This is a genomic window from Mucilaginibacter gossypii (assembly GCF_900100945.1).
Classification (GTDB): Bacteria; Bacteroidota; Bacteroidia; order Sphingobacteriales; family Sphingobacteriaceae; genus Mucilaginibacter; species Mucilaginibacter gossypii.
The window spans coordinates 22,515-44,840 of the sequence record NZ_FNCG01000017.1; the positions used below are offsets into that span (position 1 = coordinate 22,515).

The following is a 22,326-nucleotide window of genomic DNA, read 5'->3' on the forward strand; positions in this document are numbered from 1 at the left end:
ATAAATAGGAGGCCATATCGAGTGACTGGCGTTTTATATCACTGAATATTTACATCTATAAACTATCATCTTATGGCAAATTTAACTTTAGCACCACGATGGGCATCAAGTGTGCTGCAACTCGGAAACACCGCTTATGTAGATTGCGGTACACCAACCGTACTAAACAATTTAACCTCCTTTACCCTGGAGGCCTGGGTAAACGTGTCGAGCCTTAACGGATTTCAATCCGTAGTTGGCAATGTTGATAATGCGGTTGGCGGACAATACCAATTATTTCTTGAATCCGGTTATGTTTACGCCTATGTAGGCATCGCACCGTATCTGATCAAATCGACTTTACCCATCACTGTCGACGAATGGCACCACCTGGCCTCTGTATTTGATGGTACAACTTCCAGTTTATCGCTTTATGTTGATGGCGTGGCTGTTGCGCAAAGCACCTTTTCGGGAACGCTGCCTGCAAGCGGTACCAATATGCTGCTGGGCGCTGTAATGCAGCAGAGTAGCCCGATCTGGTACCTACAGGGCCAACTTGGAAGGATTATGATCTGGAATAGCGTGCGCGACGCTGAAGATATCCTTAATGATTCGGTACAAGTAAATAATTATAGCGCTGTCCAAAATCCCAACCTTATATTTTACAGCGACTTTTCGGAAATGCCGGGGGTAGACAGTTCCGGAAATAATATAGCCCTTAATTTCAAAAACAATGTACAATACGCGTTCAATGTTCCATCTGTTGTACTGGGAGCGGATGGTTATGTTGATTGCGGCTCCTTTCCCGAATACAGCATTCCCGGAAACGCCCCTTATACCATTGAAGGCTGGTTCTTCCCGGGCAGCAGCAGCAACGGTATCCTGTTAAGTTATGGTTTGAACGGCGCATGGGAATACAAAGTAAGCTATCAAAACAACCAGGTTATAGGCCAGCGTAACAGCGACAGTATTTCTTTAGCATCAACAGCCTCGGTTTTGCCGCTAAGCTATTATCATTTTGCACTAAGTTATGATAGCGATGTTAAAGCCCTTAGCTTGTACGTAAACGGCAACCTTCAGGCTATCGATTATTTTCCTTCGCCGGTTACCGCGGTTCCAAACGGGCATGTACTCGTAGGCGCCCAATATGATTCGAACGGCAATATCATCGACAACTTCGGCGGTTCTATCCAAAACCTGCGCATCTGGAATGTATGTTTGGAACAATCAGAAATTGTTCAATGGATGTACAATGACGTAATAACCGATAACCGTTTAATTTCAAATTTTGATTTCACCGTTAACCCGCCGATAGATACAACCGACAAATCAACCCTTGAACTGGATAATGGTGCCGTGCAGCAGCTCCAAACCGTAAACGTTTTAACTACCGAGCAGATTGCGCTTTTGGGCATCCCACAATCCATCAACGCTATTTATCTCAATCAAAACGTGGAAACGCCTGTACCGCCACCTACAGACATACTATTTGCCAGCCAGCCCAAAGTTTTTACCGAAGATCATAAAGAGGAAAGCTGGTCACAATTTAAAGATTGGTTCGGCAGTAAAAACGGAGGCCCGGCAACAGAAGGCTTTCGCCAGCAGTTTGATAACGCTTATGAAAAAGCCCGGCAAATGTTCGACGAAAATGCCAATCTGTCCCGTGTTTTTACCCGCACGGATACCAATGGCATAACCCGTATTATTTACCATGGTGTAAAAGCAGACATGCTCGTTTACGAAGGGGCTATAGGCGCCGAATCAGACTGTACGCTCTGGTGGATCCAATTCATCTTTGCGCTTACTGTAGGTTTCCTTCAGGCTGTGGGGCTGGCACCTACCACCGGCAATATCGCCACGCGTATTTATAACCTGCTCCGTGCAAATCAAACGGTAATGAATGCCATGAGCTCAATGGCCGGAAAAGCAATCAGCGCCACAGCCGCTATTGGTTTTGTAGGTGTAATATATCAGCAGGGACTGATGTGGACCATTATCAAGTTTGTGCTGACATCCGCAGGATGGTATGCCTTATTCTGGATCCTTCGTAAAGTAATAGCCATAGTAACAGGCCTGGAAGCAGCCGCCATACTTGCCGGCTTTATTGTATGGGCTACTCAGCTTACTATACTTTCACTTAAATACAATACCGCATGCGGTCAGCTTCTCCAATCAACCAATGTTTCACCTTCTTTTAATTCATAAAGCCATGCCAACTTCAACACCTGTTGTAGCTATACCTGTGGTAGACACTTCATATAGCATGACATCTTCAAATTATGTCGCAATCACAGTCATCGATACCAAAGCTTTCCTGAACAATGCGCTCCCTGGCGATTATATTGGCGTGGCATCCTACGACACCAACGGAAGAGTAACCTATAACCTGACACAGGTTGATCAAAACCTTACCGTACCGGTTACAGCAGCTGCAGCTGTACAAAACCTAAGTTTCACCGGAAGCTGCACCAATATGGGAGGAGGGCTTCAAACCGCTGTAAATATGCTTTCAAGTGCTCCTGCCGGTGTAAATAAAGGCCTTGTGCTGCTTTCTGACGGTTATCAAAACTGCGGCACCAATCCCCTGCCATTACCAGCCGGCACCCCTCCCGTATATTCATGTGCAATGGGGCCGGCGTCTGACCAAAACTTAATGCAGCAAATTGCAACCCAGAGCGGCGGCCAGTATTATTATGCCCCCTATGTTTTCAACATGATGCAAATTTACAACCAGATCAGGGCACAAACTCCTGCTGCACAATTACTTGCAAACGGATACAAAGTAGCCCAGGCCTATGATTACCTGTTGATTCCGGCCACCGTATCAGCAGGCAACGACCTTGGACAGTTTTCGGTTGTATGGAGTGATCCTAATTATACGTTCACAAATGGCCAGCCCGGACTTAATCAATTAAGTGTAACACTTGTAACGCCGGCCGGCGTGGTAATTACACCAATGCCTACCTTACAGGGAGGGGCCTATGTAGTATTTAACATTCCTAACCCGGCGGTAGGCCTATGGTATATCCAGATCATGTATGGTGGTACAACCCCGCAGGGCCTGACAGGCGGTGCCTTTGAATATGCACCTTCAGGCAATGCCGCTCCGCTTCAGCTTACAGTTGATGCAACCTCTGTTGTGCGCAAAGGACAGCCTATTACTTATCACGCACATTTAACGGATGATGGAAAGCCGATAACCGGACAACAAATACGTGCTTTGGTTACCCGTCCCAAACTAAGTCAGCATAGTGCAATTAAAGCTTATGCATCAGACCTTAAAAACATAAAGCTGCCTGAAGAAACAATGGACACTATACAACATCCCGATTTGGCAAAGCTCGATCTGCTTTACAGGCAGCGGTTGACGGAGGAGGACCTTTTGCCGCACATAAAGGGCGGGAGTATCCTGTCAGCGGCAAAGCAAGGTGGGTACGCCGGTACTATACATGAAACGCACGAGGCCGGAAGTTATACCGTAGAGCTGGAAGTAACCGGATTTTCAGATAAATCTAAAACGCCGTTTTCCAGAAGTCGTCGCTTTAATGTAGTGGTTACCGATGGCGATTGAATAAACCACCATCCTGTTTAATAAACAAAAAGCCTGTGCTGGGAATTATATCCTGCACAGGCTTTTGATATTTGAAATGTTGAAAAAGCTTTTTATTGCCCCTCAGAAACCTTGGCGCTACGGCCTTTTATAGCGGCAAAGATGGGCGGCAATATCGAGATGAGGATGATGATTACCCCTACCAGCGAAAAGTTTTTAGCTATCACCGGTACCTGCCCTAATTTGTAACCCGCAAACAGGAACACAATGATCCATGATGCACCGCCGACGATGTTATAAAGGCTATACTTTAAAAAAGGCATCCTGCCAACACCGGCCACAAAAGGTGCGATAGTGCGGATAATAGGCATAAAACGGCTAAAAATCACCGCCTTACCGCCATGTTTATCAAAAAAAGCTTTGGTTTTAAGATAGTATTCGAGCTTGAGGATCTTATTTTCCTCTTTAAAAACTTTAGGGCCTAAATAGTTGCCTAAAAGATAATTCACCGTATTACCGATAAAGGCAGCGGCAATTAATATGATGCCCAGCAGCCAGATATCCAAACCCGAACTACCACCGGCTATTAACGCGCCAGCTGCAAACAGCAGTGAATCGCCGGGTAAAAAAGGAGTTACTACAAAACCTGTTTCGGCAAATATGATCAGGAAAAGGATCAGATAAGTCCATCCCTGGTAAGCGCTGGTTATTTGTACCAGGTGCTTGTCAATATGCAGTATAAAGTCGATTATGCTTTTTATTACTTCCACAGGCTAAAATTTTGCCCAAAAATATAAATATTAAACAAAACGCAGCTACTGAAGTGTCTTACTAAGCAGATTATTAGTAAGTACCCCCGCTCCAAAGGCCAATGAGTCGGCGCTGCCAACAATACCTTTGGTATAAATGGTGTAGGCGCGGCCGTCCTGTATAGTTACATTTTGCAGGGTTGTTTCTATTGTCGTGGGCGTTCGGGTCGTGGTAATGGTAAAGTTATAATTACCGGCAGTAAGTTCAACGTATTTAGATACCTTGTTAAAGGTAGTACCTCTAACCACAAGGGTGTCATTAGCCCGCAGATCTAGGGCTGAGGTATTGGGTGAAGTATGCACAAACCTTACTTTTCCTTTACCTATGGCTGGCAAACCGGTACTATCAGATAGTATAAATGAACTAACAAACGAACTATCCTTTCTGAAGCCGGTTATAAACATAGTGTATTTCCTGTTGGCTTTAAGCGTAGTATCAAATTGCAGCAAAATAACCGGCGCCGCGGTGGCTGTACGTAACTGTAACGGCGGTTCAAGTGTTGAAAGGTAAAAATATCCCGAACTGTTTGGATAAGTATAGGTAGTGGTATTATACCTGATAAAATGCTGATAAAGGTATACCGGCTGGATATCGGGACTTAAATTAACGATTTGAAACTGGGTATTGAGGCCTACTGATGATGCATTGCCCCCCTTACCGCACGAAGAAACAGCACAGATGAAAAGTCCGCATAGCACAACTATAAAAAACGAAACCAGTACCTTGCTTTTATTTTTATTAGCCATTAATGTAATTATTGATTGATGAACAGGCCGGTTGCCAGGCCTGTGCTTTTATTACCAAAACCGTAGTAGGTATACACCTTTCCTCCTACAAGCTGCACTGTATCCCTTACAATAGTGCCCGAAAACGCCGCCGAATGCAGCGCCATATTGTGCTCTCCGGGCGTTACCAAATAAAACGTCGAGGTACCTTTAAAAGCAAGGTCCTTTACCTTTTCGGTATCTAAGGCAGCAGTTGTACCTTCAAAATGCACGCTTATATTCCCGGCATCCGGCGAAGCATTTACAAACCTTATTTTAGCAGAGGGTACCTTATTTGTATCTGCAGCTATGATGTCGGTAGTTTTAAAAACCTGATCTGTTGAATTGCCGGCTATGTAAAATGAATACACCGAATCCTTACTTAAGGTTAGGGGTAGGCTAAACAGCGGATTGGGATTATTAGGCCCATCCAACTTAACCGAATAGTTTTGTGTACCCGCTTTAACAGTAATATATCCAAGCGTACCTCCCGGATAAAAAGTTGTTGTATTGTTTACCCTTGTGCCATTAAGATAAACGTTAACATTGTTGAAAGTAGCATTAATAACATTTAACGATGATGTTGACGAATCAACCACATCGGGTTTATCGTTGTTTTTTTTGCACGTTGCAAAGCAACCTGCCGCGGCTATCAACAATAAAACTTTAACCTTTATATTCATATACAATTATAAGCTATAACTGCTTACTGTAATTTTTGGTATTGGGTGTTGAACAAAAAAAGTCCGGTTTTATGTTACCGGACTTAGTTTTGGATTTATAATTTAAGTTTACACTTAAGCATAGCTATTGAGCATCACCGGCATAACCAGCATCAGCACATCTTCATTCTCATCTCCGCCTTGTGGCAGCAATAAGCCGGCACGGTTTGGAGTCGACATTTCCAAAGATACTTCTTCGCAACTTAAATTCTTCAACATTTCTATTAAAAATCTTGCATTGAAGCCAATTTCCATGTCTTCGCCCTCATATTGGCAGCTTAAACGCTCGTGGGCCTCGTTAGCAAAGTCAATATCTTCTGACGAAATATTTAACTCGCTGCCATTTATTTTAAGCCTTACCTGGTGCGTGGTTTTGTTAGCATAAATAGCCACACGGTTTAACGAACCCAGGAAAGTAAGCCTGTCGATATTTAATTTATTAGGATTATTTTGAGGAATAACCGCCTCGTAATCAGGGTAACGCTCGTCAATTAAACGACACACCAGGTTAATATTGCCAAACTTGAAGAAAGCACTGGTGGAATTATACTCAACAGATACATTTACATCATCGCTTGGTAATGATGATTTAAGCAGGGTTAAAGCTTTTTTAGGCAGTATGAATGATGTAGTGCTTGCAGCCTTTGCATCTTTACGTCGGTAACGAACCAGCTTGTGCGCATCGGTAGCAACAAATGTAAGTGCCGATGTTGTAAGCTGACAGTAAACACCTGTCATAGCCGGGCGCAATTCGTCATTACTTACCGCGAAAATGGTTTTGTTGATAGCTTCGGCCAAAACTGAAGCAGGCAGGTTTACTGATGAAGCGTTTTCAACAACAGGGATCTTTGGAAAATCCTCGCCGTTTTCGCCGCTCAGTTTGTATTTACCATCGCCGGCATTAATTTCAATGGCGAAGGTTTTATCATCAACCGAAAAAGCTACAGGCTGCTCGGGTAATGACTTCAGGGTCTCTAACAATATACGCGACGGGATAGCAATCCTGCCGTTCTCTTTAGCCTCAACTGGCAAAGAGGTGGTCATGCTGGTTTGCAGGTCGGTAGCAGAAATGGTCAAGTTCCCATCCTTTATCTCGAACAAAAAGTTTTCCAGTATCGGCAGCACAGTACTGCTGCTTAACGCACCACTTACCGATTGCAGTTGTTTGAGTAATGTTGAGGTAGAAACAATAAATCTCATATGGTTGTAATTAATCTATCAAAAATAGAAAATTTAACGGGCATACTTTTGCCTGCGTAAATAATGTTGAAAAATAGCACATATTAACACTAAAACCAGCGGCGCAATGGTATTAACCAGTTGCCAATACATTTTTTCGTTTATAGCAATTCTAATATTGAATTTATCATATTGGAAAAGCACCTTCTCGCCCCTTATTCTTGCCCTATCCAGCAGGCGGATCTTAATTTCCTTGGTACGCAGGGCTATCAGTCCCGAATCATCGGTCATGTAATCGGCTATGTTAAGCAGCAGGTTTTTATTTCCGTATGTTTGGTGCGTATAATGATCGTAACCTAATGGGTAAGGTGAGCCATCGCTGCCTACCTGATTCTTTAAAACATCACCATCGCTAATCACTATCATTTTGGTAGGCTCGCTTTGTTGCTTTATGGCAACCTGCTCTTTAAGCCCTTCGGGCAGCGGGCGATTTTGCCAGTCGCTTACAAAACTGCCTTCCAATAATACACCAGTTATTTTAGATGTGCTTTGAAACTCCTTAGGGTTTGGCTCCTGCTCCAAAGCCTGCAACGATAATATGTGCGGGGCGGTGAGCTTTTTGTTATAAGGCGATGAGGTTAGCAGCACCGTTTTGTTTACATTTTTGGTATCGAGGATATCGATAGTACTTGCAAACTCGCTGCTGATACCATCCAAATTTTTCACCACCGGGTGTTTGCTTAGCGGGATAAATACCGGGTAATACAGCCATGGCAGCATCTGGATCTGCGCCTGCCCGCCAACATTGCCGGTACTGATGGGAATTTGCGAGCAGTTCATATCAGCAATCAGATCATAATTGATACGGATCCCATAACGGAAAAGCTGATCATCGAGATTAAGCTGCTTGGGGAAAGCCAGCTGCTCGCCGCCATGCCCTCGAAGGCTATCGAGTTCGGCGCTTACCTGGTCTATTGTCCATAGCACCTGGCCTCCGTGCATGATGTACTGGTCGAGTTTGAATTTCTCTACCTCGCTGAATTTCTGATCGGGCTTGGCTATCACCAGCAATTTGATCTTTTGCAGATCGGCAAAGGAGATGGCATTCAAATCAACCCGGCCTACCTGGAAACCATCGGCAAGGGTTTTCATGGCATCGTTCAGTTGTAAATCGGTTAGCTCATGATGGCCTTCGGTAAAGCCGATTTGCGGCCTGCCCCCGTTGACCGCCTTTTTTATGGCCGATGAAAAGGCATATTCCAGGTTTTGGATAGAGTTGTTCAATACTTCATCGGGCGAGAGGCCTATCCTGCTCAGCAATAACTTTACCGGGATATCCTTACCATCTGCCGATACCAGCGCCGACGGAAAAATGAGCTTTTGCGTTACACCGTTATCTGTTTTAACGCTCAGGTTGGTTGGTTCAACACCTTCGGCAGCCATGTTTTGGATCACCTCGTTTTGCTGATCGTTGTTTAAACCCTTCAGCGGGTCGCGAAACTCAAACTGGATTTTGCCGTGACTGTAAGCCTGTAAATCGCTCAGCATATCACGCGTGGCACTTTGCAGGCGTTTAAAACCGCCGGGGAGGTTATCGCCCTGTAAATAAACTACCACTTTTACCTTTTTCGGAAGCTTATCCATAATCTGCCTGCTAATGGGCGATATGGTATAGCGCTTTTCGGCAGTAAAATCAAAACGGGTAAAAGTGAATGAGGATAGTATCCCCAGAAAAACCAGAACTCCTAACACACTGATCATCAAAATATCGCCCAACCCTTTTTGACGTTGCTTTGCAAGCACAAACAGCGTAAGCCATATAAAAATGCCTGTGGTGATGATGAAGTAAGTCAGATCGCGGGTATCCAGCACACCGCGGCTTACCGATTGATAATGCTGGGTTATGCCTAAACTCTGCAATCCCAGGTCCTGCAGGGATAACAGCTGACTGATAGAATCGAATCCGCTGTAAAAAAAGAAACACAGGAAAACGGATATAGTAAAGGCAATGATCTGATTTCTGGTAATGGATGAGGTAAACAAACCTATACCCACAAATACAGCACCTAATAAAAACAACCCGATGTATGAGCCTATTACAGCCCCCGTATCAATATTGCCTTGCGGCATGCCCAATGCACTTACCGAATAGTAATAAACCAGCGTGGGCAGCAAGGCAAAAAGCACGATGAGCAAACAGGCAAAGTATTTGCCCATTACTATCTCCCAATCTTTTAATGGTCGGGTGAACAGCAGCTCAAAAGTGCCTTCCTTACGTTCTTCGGCAAGGGAACGCATCGTAATTGCCGGGATGAGGAACATGAACAGGTAGGGCGCAGTGCTAAAAAGGCTTTCGAGCCCGGCATAACCATATTCCAGGATACTTGAATCGGGAAATACCCATAAAAATAAGCCAAGCACCAGTAAAAACACACCGATAGTAACATAGGCTACCAGCGAACTGAGGTAGGATATTATTTCTTTTTTAAGGATGCTCAGCACGTTATAAAATATTGTATTGAGCGCCGAAATTACAACAATATTGCGCTAAAGCAAAGAAGCAGTTTGATATCGAATTTCGGAATTTCGATTTCGGATTTAGTTATATGGCAAATTTAAGTGTCCTCCGCTTGAACCTTAAATAAGGCAAGCGTCCACACCTACGTTAAACCGGAAAGCGTGGACGTTCCTGTTAAAGCGTAGTTTAAGCGAGGGACGCTTGAACTTGTGGGGGAGTAATCTCAGGCTTTTATAGAGCAACACTACTGCAACTGCCACTAAATATCTGCTACTAAAGCCTCTGTCCGTCCGTTTCCAGAACCGGCCATCTGTGGCCAGAAGCCGGACAACTACAAAATCCTAAAACCTATACTTATATGCAACATTTAAACCCAGCTGACTGACAGGGCGATCGTGATCAACATTTTTATAACCTCTTTCAAACTGCAACCCAAAGTCAAGTCCATGATGTGGGCCAATTGGCACAACAGCCCCTGCCCCTCCTGCATAAATAAACGAGGTACGTGCGCTGTTATTGATGCTGAAAGCGCTGCCGGCTTCGGCATTTACATAAAAGTATTTTGCCCAGTAATATTTAAATCCGGCAGTTAATGGCAAATAAGCGTAAAGGCTATGAAAGCTGTCGTCGTAAAAAGCGTTTGAGCTGTTGCTTGAATAACCCTGATTAACATTAAAATATAAATAACGCGGGTCTGATTCGGTAAACACCAAACCCGTACTTACTGTAAAATGAAGGGCAGAAGTTATCGGCTTTTCCAGCTTTAAATTTATGCCTAAACCTGTTTGAGGACAAAAGTCAGACCCCACATAACTGTCGCGTATCGGTATAATAGCTTCGGTGCCTACGCTTAACGATGTTTGTTTGCCCTGCTGTGCTTTGGCGGCAAATGAAAGTACAATAAATAATATAATTAATGTGATGCAGATAGGTTTATTAGTCATGTGATAAAAAGTTTAGCAGTGCTATATAACGATAATACGCCCTTTAGTAATATATCGCTGCATAAAATATATTATCTCCCAAACCGATACGCAAACCTGATAGCTGTTTGCTGCAAGGTATGGGCCGACCAGCTTTCATACCTCAAGCCCAATTCAAAATTACGGTTATCGGTACCGGTAGGGATCATGATTGCCGGGCCAAGGGAAAAAGCAAACAGCTTGCGCTCATCATAATTAAGTTCGATAGCGCTGCCTGCTTCAGCTTCCAAAAACACGCCTGAGCCAACATTATACCTTACCCCGGCTTTTAAGGGTACAAAGATATCGCCGCCCGAATGGCCATTATTAAAAGGCGAATCCTTACGAAAAAAACTGCTGAACCCCGCTGTGAGCGTAAGGCTTGCCGGGTTTACTACCGGCTGCTCTAGCTTAAGCGAAGCACCAACACCTACATTGTACAAACTGCGCGAGGGAATACCAAACTCCACCCCGGCACTAAAAGCAGTTGAGGGTTTCGGTGTGTCCTGGGCAAAGGTTTTAAAAGCAGGGAAGATAAGGAGCAGCAATAACAGTTTTTTCATATCGGGCCGAAAATACAATATTGCCCGGCTAATAATTATGAAGAAAATATAAAATAAGCAATAGGTTAATATTGATTTCTGTCGAAATAAACTCTGATAGTATCTACGCTTTGGCTATTGCATTTTTTAGCTTCAAGAAACGCTATTAATTGTTTAATGAATGAAGTACGTTGACTATAAGAGAGATAATATATTTTATGGCCCACCAATATTGCATTACTTATGTTATTGAGACTGGCCTTGGATTTGTAAGCAATAGAACTGTATTGTTTGATAAAATCAATACTCATTTCAAAAGTTCTGCTATCTATAATCAATGATTTCCAAAAACCGTTTGATAATTTCCATGAATCCGGCTCCTGCGACTGGCGAGGCTGTTTTTTACCATTTATTTTTACAATGTTCATTGCCGATTCGGCGGTAATCTTTTTATCACTTATAAAAACAGTTTTAACAGGCTTGTCCTCCCACCCTATATGTACAATTTCAATAAAATCTACCTCGTTGTTTTTGTGATCGTAAAAACTATTTGCCAGCAAAATAGAGATAATTAAAGCAAACTTAATTCTCATAACCTGCCTTCTGCCACAACCTTAATTGTTGGTAAGACTGATAAACACCTCCTCTAGCGATTTGCCGCCGTTGTTTTTCCGGAGTTGCTGGAGGGTATCATTGGCTACGATAGTTCCTTTATTAATGATAATCACCTGGCTGCACACGGCCTCTACTTCCTGCATAATGTGGGTTGAAAGTACGATGGTTTTGGTTTTACCAAGGTCGAGGATTAACTGGCGGATCCCTATCAGTTGGTTTGGATCGAGGCCGGAAGTTGGCTCATCCAGTATCAGCACTTCAGGGTTATGCAGCATAGCCTGTGCCAAGCCTACCCTTTGGCGGTAACCTTTTGAAAGCTGCCCTATCTTTTTATGCTGCTCGGGGCCGAGGCCTGTTTGCTCAATAATATCAGCAATACGTTTGGCAGGCTCATGAATTTTATGGATGCCGGCAACAAAGCCCAACGACTCCTTCACATACATATCCGTATACAGCGGGTTGCTTTCGGGCAGGTAGCCGATGCGGCGCTTAACCTCAAGCGGCTGTTTGGCTACATCAAACCCACATACCGATGCCGTACCCGATGTTTGCGGAATAAAGCCGGTAAGGATTTTCATGGTTGTTGATTTACCTGCGCCATTAGGGCCTAAAAAGCCCAGTACACCGGGCTGGGCAGTAAAGCTAATGCCATCAACAGCTTTTTGTACGCCGTAAACCTTTGTTAATGCCTCGACACTGATACTCATGGCTGTAAAAATATGCTTTAGATATGAGATTTGAGACGGGAGATTTGAGAATTTGGTGTACGTCCGTCCGTTTAGGTGTAACACAATGTTGATGGACGAAAGGTGGACAGGAAATGCTATTAATTTAGTTTTTCATTAAACTCAGCGATGAATTTTTTAAAGCAGCTGCAGTTTCTCTCTACTTTATCAATACTTAATTGCTTGAAGATATCGGGGCAGTGAGACTCTTTAAATTGCTTTCTATTTTTGGATGTTATATCTATTAGCACCTTTTTTGGATCTCTTACAAACATAGGATTACCTGGTTTATGACTAACATTATACATTTTATTAAACGTTTCAATATCGCCAAGTATTAACGCTTCAAGTTCCCAGATATTGAGCATAAGAATACCATCGCTGTTGACATGATCATTTAAATCTTTGAACCATTTAATCCTTTCGGAGAGTTTTTCTTTATGCGATTCTAACTCATCCAAATCTCTTACATAAACTATAAATGAACAATTAGAATCGTCAAACTTCTTTTTAAGTACCCTTTTAAATTTACCTAACGAATCCAAATTGGCTCCGGTAGAGTTTTTAGTCAACTCTTTAAACTGAACCTTGCCATTATAGCGTTGCTCTAACAGATTTTTTATAGATGAGGTGTCATTCGGATCTTCCCCAACAAGCCCCACTTTTATCATTCTTCTAAATCTGAATACATCCAGTAATCGCTTACATAACCAACTTCTTTGGCATATTCCTGAGCCTTAGCTTGCTCATCATCGGTAAGATGCCTTAGCTGCGTACCATTCTTTTGATCATAATTAACAAGAACGATACTATTTAGCTCATCAAGATTAAGATGATCTAAAGCTTTTGGCGCATGCGTAGATATGATTATTTGTTTATGTTCTGATTGCTCTTTCAGGAAATTCATCAACAGATGGAATTGGTGAGGGTGTACACCAAGTTCGGGCTCTTCGAGTAATACTAAGGCTTGAGTATTAGTTATTTCTGAAACTATGTAAAACAAACGCCTTGTACCATCTGATAATTGTGACCAAGGAAGCCAATTTCCATTTATTTTAAAATCAAGCTTAACATTTTCGACTACTACTGTACTCTCCAGATGATATATATTGATGTTATTATTCACCCTAACATCTTCAATTGGAGTAAAAAGCTTTAAGTTATAAATTATATTATCGTTGATTTTTAATTTTTCAGTAATGTCCAATGAAGTAATTTCCCTTAGTGAAGTATTATCTGTTCCGTATTGCAACTCAAAAGCAAAAAAAACATCATCTAAGAATCTTAACGTTTTAGGAAACTCCCACTCCCAATAATCTTTATCTACTTCCACAATATTGATCACACCTGGAGATTCGATACACCCAAGTTCCGTCGGCAAATCAAATTTAAGATACAGGTTATTGTAGAAACTATATCCTAATTGATATAATAAGTGTGGGACGTTTCTGTAATAGATTCGCTTTCCGCCATAATAAAATCGTATAGATTCATTTTTTGAATTATCGAATAGGATGTCATTATCGAAACTGAAAGTTTCTAAAACACCCGTTCCATCAACCAAATATCCTTCTTCTGTTTTGGCTGGAACCTCACGTTCAAGTTCAACAGCGAAATTATGATCATCAATGGATTTATATTCCAACCTTGAAGATCTAAACGGAAGTTTTACATTTCGTTTAAAACCAATAGCTAAGTTAATCATCTCCAAAAAATTCGATTTCCCCGCTCCATTCTTCCCAATCAGTATATTCAACCCCTTTTGAAAATCGATGGTTACATCCTCAATAGATTTATATCCTTTAAGATGTACCTTATTTAAATAAACTCTCGGGCGCTCCTCGTTATTTGTTGGCATAATTTAATTACCAGTGTGTTTTATACAAATGTATTTGTTTTTGCAAACATATTTGAAAAGGGTATAATTAAACGCCTTATTGAAGGAAACATCCGGATGTGTCCGTCCGTCTGGGTGAACAGAGTTAGCAGCAAACAGGCAGGATAGCAATTTATAGCACAACCTTAGGAGATTGTTAGTACCACGAGCTCAATAAAATTCATATGAATGTCATTCTGACAATTTTTTGCCGCGATTGGGCAACATGTAGTTTGTAAAAAACGTATTACATTCCGTAGCTGATAAAATCTGTCTGCTTTCGTCCGCCGAAGTGTGATTCCCCTTGACGGAAGGACGACTTTACAGCTTTACAATGCTGCTTAATAAAAGGTGTTTTGCAGAGGCGCACCACATGTGTCTGTAATATGCAGGGATAACATGCAAGACAAAGCATAGAAGACCGCACGTGATGCGTCTCCGCATAAACTACCTTTCAAATACCACGGAGTCACTATTGGCTCCGAGTTGCCCTAATATGTCACTGAGCTCAGTAACCATCGCGTCAGGGCCACATATATAAAAATGCTTTGAGAAATCTTTTATTTCAGCTTTCAGAAATTCGGCATCTATGCGCCGCTGATCATACATACTGTCCTTTTGGCCGGTAATAGTAAAGTGCGCATTTGCACCAAGGATGCTTTTCAGTTCATCCCTCAAAATGATATCCTTATCAGTTTTATTGGAAAAGAAAAGCTTATTACCGGCTATTGAACCATCTTTATTTAATTGCCTTAGTATAGCCAAAAAAGGGGTAATACCCGCACCACCTGCAATAAAGTAACCGGCACCTTTATATTCAATAGCGCCCCAAACATCACGAATGATAAGCTCATCACCTTCATTGACCTTGCTTAGCCTGTTGGTAACACCATCATGGTCGGTATAGGTTTTTATAGTAAACTCAAGGTAATCATCGTCGTTAAGGCAGGTAAAGGTGAAAGGGCGTGTTTCATCCCGCCAACCTTCAATATTGATAGATAATTCAGTAGCCTGACCCGGTATAAAGCTGTAACCGGCAGGTTTTTCAAGCCTGAATTGCCTCACATTGTGGGTAACATATTTTGCGGAAAGTATTTTTACGATTTGTTCCATTTGTGATCGGTATCGTAGGCTTAACACAATAATAATGCAAAACAGCCAATAGTTTATAACTATTGACAATAATTGTAGATGGTTTACAAATTATGAGAAATGGCTGACTGAATATGCGGAATACATGGAGGTAAGGGTTCTCAAAATTAACAACCCTTAACGCATCGTTTGATAACAAACAATGAATGCAATCCGGTTTACTGGACTGGTTTGTATAGTTATGAATGCTTTCTCAACACAGGTTCAGGAAAGAAAGTACGGCCAAATAAGGTTTTATTAGCAGCAGCTTTTAAGAAAACGACGTTTTTAGGTAACACCTGTCTCAAAGTAAATCCGAAATCGAAATTCCCAAATCCGAAATCAAAAATTATCTTTGCAGCTATTATGAGCAAATCAACCGACGAACTTTTTAAAAATGTTATATCGCACGCCAAGGAATATGGCTTTGTTTTCCCTTCCAGCGAGATTTATGATGGCTTAAGCGCAGTTTATGATTATGGCCAAAATGGCGCCGAACTCAAAAACAACATCAAAACCTACTGGTGGAAAGCCATGGTACAAATGAATGATAACATTGTAGGCATTGATTCGGCCATATTTATGCACCCTAAGATCTGGAAAGCAAGCGGTCACGTTGATGGCTTCAGCGACCCAATGATCGACAACAAAGACTCCAAAAAACGCTACCGCGCCGACCAATTGCTGGAAGACAAGATAGCTAAATACGACAGCGAAGGCAAAACCGATAAAGCTGAACAACTACAGCATGACATGGATGAGGCCCTGAAAGCCGAAGACCTGACCCGGCTGCGCGATCTGATCATTGAGCATGAAATTGCCTGCCCGGTAAGCGGTACCCGCAACTGGACAGATGTACGCCAATTTAACCTGATGTTCAGCACCCAGATGGGGGCTGTTGCTGACGATGCTGATACCATTTACCTTCGCCCGGAAACCGCGCAGGGCATCTTTGTAAACTACCTTAACGTACAAAAATCGGGCAGGATGAAAATACCTTTCGGTATTGCGCAAATTGGTAAGGCTTTCCGTAATGAAGTGATTGCCCGTCAGTTCATTATCCGCATGCGCGAGTTTGAACAAATGGAAATGCAGTTTTTTGTTCGCCCCGGCACACAAAAAGAATGGTTCGACCAGTGGAAGGCAGCCCGCCTAAAATGGCACCTTGCTTTGGGGACCGATGCTGCCAAATACCGTTACCATGAGCACACCAAGCTGGCCCACTACGCTGATGCTGCTTATGACATTGAGTTTGAGTTTCCGTTTGGATTTAAAGAGGTTGAAGGGATCCACAGCCGTACCAATTTCGATTTAAGTCAGCACGAGAAATTCTCCGGCAAAAAGCTTCAATACTTTGACCCTGAAGTTGATCCTAAAACAGGAAAGCCGTATGGTAATTACGTGCCTTATGTAATTGAAACTTCTATCGGTTTAGACAGGATGTTCCTACTTACCATGATCAACGCTTACGAAGAGGAAGACCTAAGCACCGAAGATAAGCAGGACAGTCGCACGGTGTTACACCTGCCCCCTTGCCTGGCACCGGTTAAAGCCGCTATTTTCCCGCTTACCAAAAAAGATGGCCTGCCCGAAAAAGCACGCGAAATCATGGATAAACTAAAACTCGACTTCAATATCCAGTACGAAGAGAAAGATGCTATCGGTAAACGTTACCGCAGGCAGGATGCTATCGGCACGCCATTCTGCATTACGGTAGATCATCAAACCTTAGAAGATAACACCGTAACTATCCGCCACCGCGACAGCATGGCCCAGGAACGCGTTCCTGCCGATCAGTTGGACAAGATCATCGGCGATTTGGTTAGCTGGCGGAATGTATTGAGTTAGTAGGGTTAATAGATTAACAAGTCATTATAATATGTCCAAAGCCTGCATTAACCGTGCAGGCTTTTTTGCAATTCCCGACAGGCTATTTCGTTCACAAAACGGACGCACACTACACCAACCCGATCAGCATCCCCCCGGCTAATTATCGGCGAAGCAAACAATTGTTTGTCTTGTTCCTTTCAGTGTAAAATCCTGCGTCTATGCCTGCTGTTAAAGAATACCCCTTTTACCTTAAAAGTACTGTTATACTTTTTGGATTGATATTATTGGTTTACGTGTTTGCCCAACTGGCAGATGTGATGATCCCGCTTGCCTTTTCGGCTTTTATTGCCATTTTGCTTAACCCTGTTAGCAACTGGCTGCAGGAACATAAAGCGCCCAAAATTTTGTCTATATGCCTGGCTATGCTGCTTGGCGCTATTTTACTGACAGGGTTGTTCTATTTTCTTTCTACCCAGATCATTCAGTTTGGAGATTCGCTGCCCACGCTTAAAAAGAAGTTTGGTGAAATGTTCGTCACCTTTAAAGACTGGGTAGCCGCCACTTTCAACTACTCTGTTCAAAAGCAGGATAAGCTTATCAAAGACGCTATGGATAACAGCCAGGCGCTGGTAGGCCGCACACTTGGCAATGTGTTAAGCACGTTTGGGTTGATATTTGTGGTACCCGTATATGTTTTCCTGGTATTGTTTTACAAAACCCTGCTCCTCAATTTTATTTACGAAGTATTTTCTGAAGAAAACTCCAAACAGGTTGCCGATGTTTTGAAAGAAACCAAATCGGCCATCCAAAGCTATATCCAGGGTTTATTGATTGAGATGGTAATAGTTGCTGCCATGAATTCGCTGGCCCTGATATTACTCGGTGTTAAGTATGGCATCCTGATAGGTGTAATAGGCGCTATCCTTAACCTGCTGCCCTACCTGGGCGGCATTATAGCCATCTCTCTTCCTGTACTGATGGCTACGGTTACCAAAGATGGTTACACAACGCAGTTAGGGGTGATCATAGCTTATCTTGTTATCCAGTTTATTGATAATAATATCCTGGTACCGCGCATTGTATCATCAAAAGTGCAGATCAACGCGCTTATCTCCATTGTGGTTGTGTTGTTAGGCAATTTACTTTGGGGCTTATCGGGCATGTTCCTTTCCATTCCATTTGTAGCAGTCCTCAAAATCATCTTCGACAGGATTGACACCCTCAAACCATGGGGCAAACTCCTGGGCGATACCATACCCACCAGACCTAAAGGGGCCGGCTGGACTAAAACCAGGAAAAAAGCGGTGCTGCCGGAGGATGAGGTGAAAGGTAAAAGCTGAAAGGCGAAAGGCCAAAAACAAAAAAGGCGAAAGGTTAAAGATGAGCACAGATGCAGCTACCTTTAACCTTTCGCCTTTAACCTTTTACCTAAATTAGTGCATCACCGGATTATCTCCTTTATGCAGTGTACCGTTAATGTACAGCAATTGGTTTACTTTTTTAGGATCGCCCTGGTATACCCATACAATATTGTTGATATACTTACGGAATGCGTTGCTCACATCATCGGGAGTGAGTTTCTTTACATCATCAACCAGGGTTAATGAACGTTTCCAGTTATCATGTAATACTTCATTTGCTGCTATTGATGATGCCTGGGCGCTGTTGGTTTCGTTTTTATAGTAAAAACCGGTAAGGTAAGTAACCTTCATATCGGCTACATCTTCGGGTTTAAAACCTTCGCGTTTAATTTTATCAACCAGCTTATCAAACACAGCTATGTATTTATCAGGCTCGGTTGTTGAAACAGAGAACTTGGCAGTTGAGGTTTGACCCGCGCTAAACCAGGCCTGTGGGGCATATGACAAACCGTTATTGGTACGTACCTCTAAAAAGTGCATGTTCGAGAAGATGCGCATGGCTACATTAAAAGCGTTAAAATCGGGCGTACCGGCGGCAGGACCACTGGCGATACCTTCCACATAATTGGTAGCCAAATCACGTTTTTCAACATTGATGCTGTTTTTGTCGGCTCTGAAAGTTGATTTTTTAAACGCGAAAGCCGGCCCTTGTTTAATACCGCTCAGCATACCCTTTACTTTAGCTTCAATAGCAGCCTGGTCAAGATCGGCAACCACAACAATTACCATGCGGGATTTGGTCAGTATGGACTGATAATAAGCCTTTGTTTCGGCAGGGGTTAGGGCTGTAACAATAGCTACGGTTCCACTCGGGTCTTTGGCATAGTTGGTGCCGGCAAAGGCAACCTTATCGGCATATTTATCAATGGCATTATCAGGCTGTGAATCTTCCTGTTTAATATTATTGATGGCATCCTGTTTAATGCGGGCAAACTCTTTTTCGTCAAACTTAGGCTGGGTTATAGCCTCAACGTATAAAGGCCAAACCACGTCAAAGTCGCCCTTAATACAGTTCATGCGCACTACCGAGTAGTTTTTGTTGCTGCTGCCGTAAACAGTGGCGCTTACCTTATCAAGTTCATCTTTAAAGCTGTTTTTATCGTGCTTTAAAGTACCGCACTCGGTAAGGGCGCTCATCGCCAGTGATTCGATACCTGCCTTTGTAGCCGGGTAGTTTTGCACACCGCCTTTTATAATGGTTTGCACTTCAACAATATCGTTGCCGCTTGGCTGTACTATAACCTTTACGCCATCTACCGTGGTTTCATAGGCCTGTTTTTGCGCCTTAGCGGTATTTCCTATAGCCGCTGCTACCAGCAGGGCAATTATATATTTTTTCATCATAATGAGGTAGTTTTAAATTACTTGGCTGCAAAAAATGAAGCCGCGTTTACTGTTTTATTTAACTCAGGCGCTATGATCAACCCGGCAGCGTAGGGCTTGCCAATTACGTAAGTATCCAGGTATTTTTTAATATCGGCACGGGTAACCTTTTGGTAGTTGGCATCCAGGTCGGTATAAAAGTTAAACGAGGTGCTGCACCACTGGTAGCTGATCTGACTTGGCAATGATGACGGCTTTTCTTTAGCATGAATATCGTTCCGGTGCAGGATAGCTTTAGCAGTGGCCATTTGTTCGTCGGTAAAATAGTCGTCCTTATTCCACATGCTTACCTGGTTCATTAACTCGGTATAGCATTCTTTAAGCTTGTTAGGGTTAGGCACCACGAAAATATCAATAGGGCCTACATAACGGCTGGTAGTATAATTTACGTAAACACCGCTGGCCAAACCTTTATCAACCAATGCCTGCTGCAATTTTGATGAGTTTAAGCCCACAATGGTCGAAAACACATCGGCAGCAACAGTTGAAGCTGAATCCGTTGGATATGAAGGCCCCTGCCAGGTAAACTCCATATAAGGTGTTTGTGCAATGGTTGCTTCCTTAACAAAATACTCAGGTTTGGTTAAAGGCTTAAATGCGGGGATAGGAAATTTGGTTTGCGGATCGAAACCGCTGTTGGCCCAGTCGCCAAAAATGCTTTCGGCCAGGGCAAAGGCATTATCATGCTTAACATCGCCGCAAATAGTCAGCAAGCTATTATTAGGGAAATAATATTTATCCTTAATGATCATCATTTTTTCGGGCGTAGCCGTGTTGATCACTTCATGCACTCCGATAGGGTTTTTGCGGGTAATGAGATCACCCCAAAGCTTTTGCTGCATGCCATACCAAAGCTGGAAACCCGGATCACTTTCGGCACGCTGAAATTCACCGTCAACCACCGGGCGCTCTTTTTTCATATCCTCCTCGCGGTAAATTGGGAAACGGATAGCCGCGTTCATGAACTTTAAACCCGCTTTAAGGCTGTCCCTGTCAAAAGTGAAGTAGTAATTTACGCGCTCGGTATTGGTGGTGCCATTCCAGATAGCGCCGAGCTCCTGCGTACGTTTCAAAAACTTCTCCTGGGTTGGATAATCTTTATTGGCTTTGAAAAACATGTGCTCAAACAGGTGCGACAAACCGCTGAACTCCGGGCCTTCGGTATAAGCGCCGTTTTTAACAGCTATTTCAATGGTGGTTAAAGGTACTTTGCTGTTTTCAATCACCAGCACATCCAGGCCGTTTGGCAATGTTTTAAGGAAGTAGCCTTCCGGCAACCTCACCTGGGCATTAGCAATGCCGGCGCTAAAAACCGCGGCCACGCCTAATGCAAAAATTTTGATAAAATTTCGGTTCATATATTTACAATATTTTTAACACTATAAATATATCGGTATAATCTTAAACAAGTGAATGATTTAACCGCTTATCCCTGATTTTTCAAGACGAAATTAAGCCTGTGGTGATTTTGGCATATTTACAAACCAGCAATTAAATACCGGCTTTAATACTATTATAAGGCAAACCCATGTCATGAGCGGCGTATTGGGTAAGCACACTGTCTTTTATGGTAATATAGTCGCCAGCCTGGCTAACATGCAGCTTTTCAACACCATCCCGGTTATCCATGAGGGGAATGGTACGGGATACTACTGTGCCCGTGGTATCAAGCTCAATAATATAAGTTTCTTTTTTACCGCCTGCCATATCAGTAAACGGAATAATAACAGTATGGTTATTATCATCAATAAACCTGCCTATGATATTTTTCCCGTCAAGGTCGGCGGGGCTTAAACCAAGCAGGTATTTTGCTTTTTCGGGCGACAGGCCAAGTATGTTTAGCCTAACGGTATTGCCATCAGCATCTTTAGTGGTATCCTGCATGGTAACTTTATCTCCTTGCGGATAGCGGGCTACGGCGTAAAAGGTATTAGCACCGGTACTTTTATCATTATGACCAGGAAGCAAAAAGTTAAGCTGCAGGTTGCTCAGCTTAGCACTGTCGGCTTTAATTTGTGAGGTGATACTCAGCAGTTCGCCCCATTTAAGCCTGCCATCTATTTTAACGGTTAACTGGGTGGCTGTATCTGATTTGGTAACCCTTGATATGGTGTAATGCGGCACATTTTTTTTAGTACAGCCAAAAGCCACAAGCATGATTATTAAGCAAGCGAAGATATTCTTGATCATGTGGCAAAGTTAAACCGTTGGTTTGAATTTGATGACGTTGATTTCGCTGATTTTTTTGCCCCGGTTATAATATCCATTTACAGCAACACTGATCATGGAAAAACAGGCTAAGCCGGTCATTTAGCTCGC

General features: G+C 42.8%; 19 protein-coding genes. 4 read left to right on the forward strand and 15 right to left on the reverse strand.

The features are described from left to right. Positions 1 to 72 precede the first annotated feature (72 nt). Together BLS28_RS24305 and BLS28_RS24310 are read left to right on the forward strand one after the other, a co-directional pair. Positions 73 to 2,184 (forward strand): LamG domain-containing protein, encoded by a 2,112-nt coding sequence (locus BLS28_RS24305; protein ID WP_091173714.1) that lies wholly within the window; start codon positions 73 to 75, stop codon positions 2,182 to 2,184. 4 nt (positions 2,185 to 2,188) lie between these two features. Continuing rightward, entirely contained in the window at positions 2,189 to 3,550 is a 1,362-nt protein-coding gene (locus BLS28_RS24310; RefSeq protein WP_176844554.1) for a vWA domain-containing protein, read from the forward strand. Between the two features lie 92 nt (positions 3,551 to 3,642). Here the strand turns inward: BLS28_RS24310 and BLS28_RS24315 are convergent, their stop codons facing one another. The 12 genes from BLS28_RS24315 to BLS28_RS24370 form a co-directional block, all read right to left on the reverse strand. After that, on the reverse strand, positions 3,643 to 4,299 hold the full coding sequence (locus BLS28_RS24315) for a DedA family protein (RefSeq protein ID WP_091173721.1): 657 nt from the start codon (positions 4,297 to 4,299) through the stop codon (positions 3,643 to 3,645). Between the two features lie 45 nt (positions 4,300 to 4,344). Further along, positions 4,345 to 5,085, reverse strand: a complete 741-nt coding sequence (locus BLS28_RS24320) for a DUF4397 domain-containing protein (protein WP_091173724.1) — start codon at positions 5,083 to 5,085, stop codon at positions 4,345 to 4,347. 8 nt (positions 5,086 to 5,093) lie between these two features. Further along, the gene (locus BLS28_RS24325; RefSeq protein ID WP_091173727.1) at positions 5,094 to 5,786 is read right to left on the reverse strand and encodes a DUF4397 domain-containing protein; all 693 of its coding nucleotides are present in this window, start codon (positions 5,784 to 5,786) and stop codon (positions 5,094 to 5,096) included. Positions 5,787 to 5,900: 114 nt separating this feature from the next. Continuing rightward, on the reverse strand, positions 5,901 to 7,025 hold the full coding sequence (dnaN, locus tag BLS28_RS24330) for a DNA polymerase III subunit beta (RefSeq protein ID WP_090529793.1): 1,125 nt from the start codon (positions 7,023 to 7,025) through the stop codon (positions 5,901 to 5,903). A 33-nt stretch (positions 7,026 to 7,058) separates the two neighbouring features. Beyond that, a complete protein-coding gene (gene gldG, locus BLS28_RS24335) occupies positions 7,059 to 9,506 on the reverse strand; it encodes a gliding motility-associated ABC transporter substrate-binding protein GldG (RefSeq protein ID WP_091173733.1) in 2,448 nt (815 codons plus the stop codon). A 357-nt stretch (positions 9,507 to 9,863) separates the two neighbouring features. Next, positions 9,864 to 10,466 carry a hypothetical protein gene (locus BLS28_RS24340; RefSeq protein WP_091173736.1) on the reverse strand — a complete coding sequence of 201 codons (603 nt, stop codon included), beginning with the start codon at positions 10,464 to 10,466 and terminating at the stop codon, positions 9,864 to 9,866. A gap of 71 nt (positions 10,467 to 10,537) precedes the next feature. Further along, a complete protein-coding gene (locus BLS28_RS24345; RefSeq protein WP_091173739.1) occupies positions 10,538 to 11,047 on the reverse strand; it encodes a hypothetical protein in 510 nt (169 codons plus the stop codon). A 65-nt stretch (positions 11,048 to 11,112) separates the two neighbouring features. Further along, a complete protein-coding gene (locus BLS28_RS24350; protein WP_091173742.1) occupies positions 11,113 to 11,619 on the reverse strand; it encodes a hypothetical protein in 507 nt (168 codons plus the stop codon). A 21-nt stretch (positions 11,620 to 11,640) separates the two neighbouring features. Further along, positions 11,641 to 12,348 (reverse strand): ATP-binding cassette domain-containing protein, encoded by a 708-nt coding sequence (locus BLS28_RS24355; protein ID WP_091173745.1) that lies wholly within the window; start codon positions 12,346 to 12,348, stop codon positions 11,641 to 11,643. Between the two features lie 119 nt (positions 12,349 to 12,467). After that, positions 12,468 to 13,037 (reverse strand): DUF4276 family protein, encoded by a 570-nt coding sequence (locus BLS28_RS24360; RefSeq protein ID WP_091173748.1) that lies wholly within the window; start codon positions 13,035 to 13,037, stop codon positions 12,468 to 12,470. Beyond that, entirely contained in the window at positions 13,034 to 14,224 is a 1,191-nt protein-coding gene (locus BLS28_RS24365) for an AAA family ATPase (protein WP_091173752.1), read from the reverse strand. Before BLS28_RS24365 ends, BLS28_RS24360 begins: the two co-directional genes overlap by 4 nt. Before the next feature lie 465 nt (positions 14,225 to 14,689). Beyond that, a complete protein-coding gene (locus BLS28_RS24370) occupies positions 14,690 to 15,355 on the reverse strand; it encodes an FAD-binding oxidoreductase (RefSeq protein ID WP_091173756.1) in 666 nt (221 codons plus the stop codon). Positions 15,356 to 15,739: 384 nt separating this feature from the next. On the opposite strand from BLS28_RS24370, the gene BLS28_RS24375 reads away from it, so the two are divergent. Together BLS28_RS24375 and BLS28_RS24380 are read left to right on the forward strand one after the other, a co-directional pair. Next, positions 15,740 to 17,221 (forward strand): glycine--tRNA ligase, encoded by a 1,482-nt coding sequence (locus tag BLS28_RS24375; protein ID WP_091173759.1) that lies wholly within the window; start codon positions 15,740 to 15,742, stop codon positions 17,219 to 17,221. A gap of 200 nt (positions 17,222 to 17,421) precedes the next feature. Next, on the forward strand, positions 17,422 to 18,543 hold the full coding sequence (locus BLS28_RS24380) for an AI-2E family transporter (protein ID WP_091173764.1): 1,122 nt from the start codon (positions 17,422 to 17,424) through the stop codon (positions 18,541 to 18,543). Between the two features lie 93 nt (positions 18,544 to 18,636). Here the strand turns inward: BLS28_RS24380 and BLS28_RS24385 are convergent, their stop codons facing one another. From BLS28_RS24385 to BLS28_RS24395, 3 genes are all read right to left on the reverse strand, one after another. Next, positions 18,637 to 19,968, reverse strand: coding sequence for a M16 family metallopeptidase (locus tag BLS28_RS24385; RefSeq protein ID WP_091173768.1), 1,332 nt, complete (start codon positions 19,966 to 19,968; stop codon positions 18,637 to 18,639). 17 nt (positions 19,969 to 19,985) lie between these two features. Then, positions 19,986 to 21,365, reverse strand: a complete 1,380-nt coding sequence (locus tag BLS28_RS24390) for a M16 family metallopeptidase (RefSeq protein ID WP_091173772.1) — start codon at positions 21,363 to 21,365, stop codon at positions 19,986 to 19,988. Between the two features lie 133 nt (positions 21,366 to 21,498). Continuing rightward, on the reverse strand, positions 21,499 to 22,197 hold the full coding sequence (locus tag BLS28_RS24395) for a hypothetical protein (RefSeq protein ID WP_091173775.1): 699 nt from the start codon (positions 22,195 to 22,197) through the stop codon (positions 21,499 to 21,501). Positions 22,198 to 22,326: the final 129 nt, after the last annotated feature.

Coding starts and splice junctions, on each gene's coding strand:
- BLS28_RS24325 (WP_091173727.1), bottom strand. CDS start 5,786: ATGAATATAAAGGTTAAAGTTTTATTGTTGATAGCCGCGGCAGGTTGC.
- BLS28_RS24380 (WP_091173764.1), top strand. CDS start 17,422: ATGCCTGCTGTTAAAGAATACCCCTTTTACCTTAAAAGTACTGTTATA.
- BLS28_RS24395 (WP_091173775.1), bottom strand. CDS start 22,197: ATGATCAAGAATATCTTCGCTTGCTTAATAATCATGCTTGTGGCTTTT.
- BLS28_RS24375 (WP_091173759.1), top strand. CDS start 15,740: ATGAGCAAATCAACCGACGAACTTTTTAAAAATGTTATATCGCACGCC.
- BLS28_RS24305 (WP_091173714.1), top strand. CDS start 73: ATGGCAAATTTAACTTTAGCACCACGATGGGCATCAAGTGTGCTGCAA.
- BLS28_RS24385 (WP_091173768.1), bottom strand. CDS start 19,968: ATGATGAAAAAATATATAATTGCCCTGCTGGTAGCAGCGGCTATAGGA.
- BLS28_RS24390 (WP_091173772.1), bottom strand. CDS start 21,365: ATGAACCGAAATTTTATCAAAATTTTTGCATTAGGCGTGGCCGCGGTT.
- BLS28_RS24360 (WP_091173748.1), bottom strand. CDS start 13,037: ATGATAAAAGTGGGGCTTGTTGGGGAAGATCCGAATGACACCTCATCT.
- dnaN (WP_090529793.1), bottom strand. CDS start 7,025: ATGAGATTTATTGTTTCTACCTCAACATTACTCAAACAACTGCAATCG.
- BLS28_RS24365 (WP_091173752.1), bottom strand. CDS start 14,224: ATGCCAACAAATAACGAGGAGCGCCCGAGAGTTTATTTAAATAAGGTA.
- BLS28_RS24355 (WP_091173745.1), bottom strand. CDS start 12,348: ATGAGTATCAGTGTCGAGGCATTAACAAAGGTTTACGGCGTACAAAAA.
- BLS28_RS24350 (WP_091173742.1), bottom strand. CDS start 11,619: ATGAGAATTAAGTTTGCTTTAATTATCTCTATTTTGCTGGCAAATAGT.
- BLS28_RS24340 (WP_091173736.1), bottom strand. CDS start 10,466: ATGACTAATAAACCTATCTGCATCACATTAATTATATTATTTATTGTA.
- BLS28_RS24320 (WP_091173724.1), bottom strand. CDS start 5,085: ATGGCTAATAAAAATAAAAGCAAGGTACTGGTTTCGTTTTTTATAGTT.
- BLS28_RS24310 (WP_176844554.1), top strand. CDS start 2,189: ATGCCAACTTCAACACCTGTTGTAGCTATACCTGTGGTAGACACTTCA.
- BLS28_RS24370 (WP_091173756.1), bottom strand. CDS start 15,355: ATGGAACAAATCGTAAAAATACTTTCCGCAAAATATGTTACCCACAAT.
- BLS28_RS24345 (WP_091173739.1), bottom strand. CDS start 11,047: ATGAAAAAACTGTTATTGCTGCTCCTTATCTTCCCTGCTTTTAAAACC.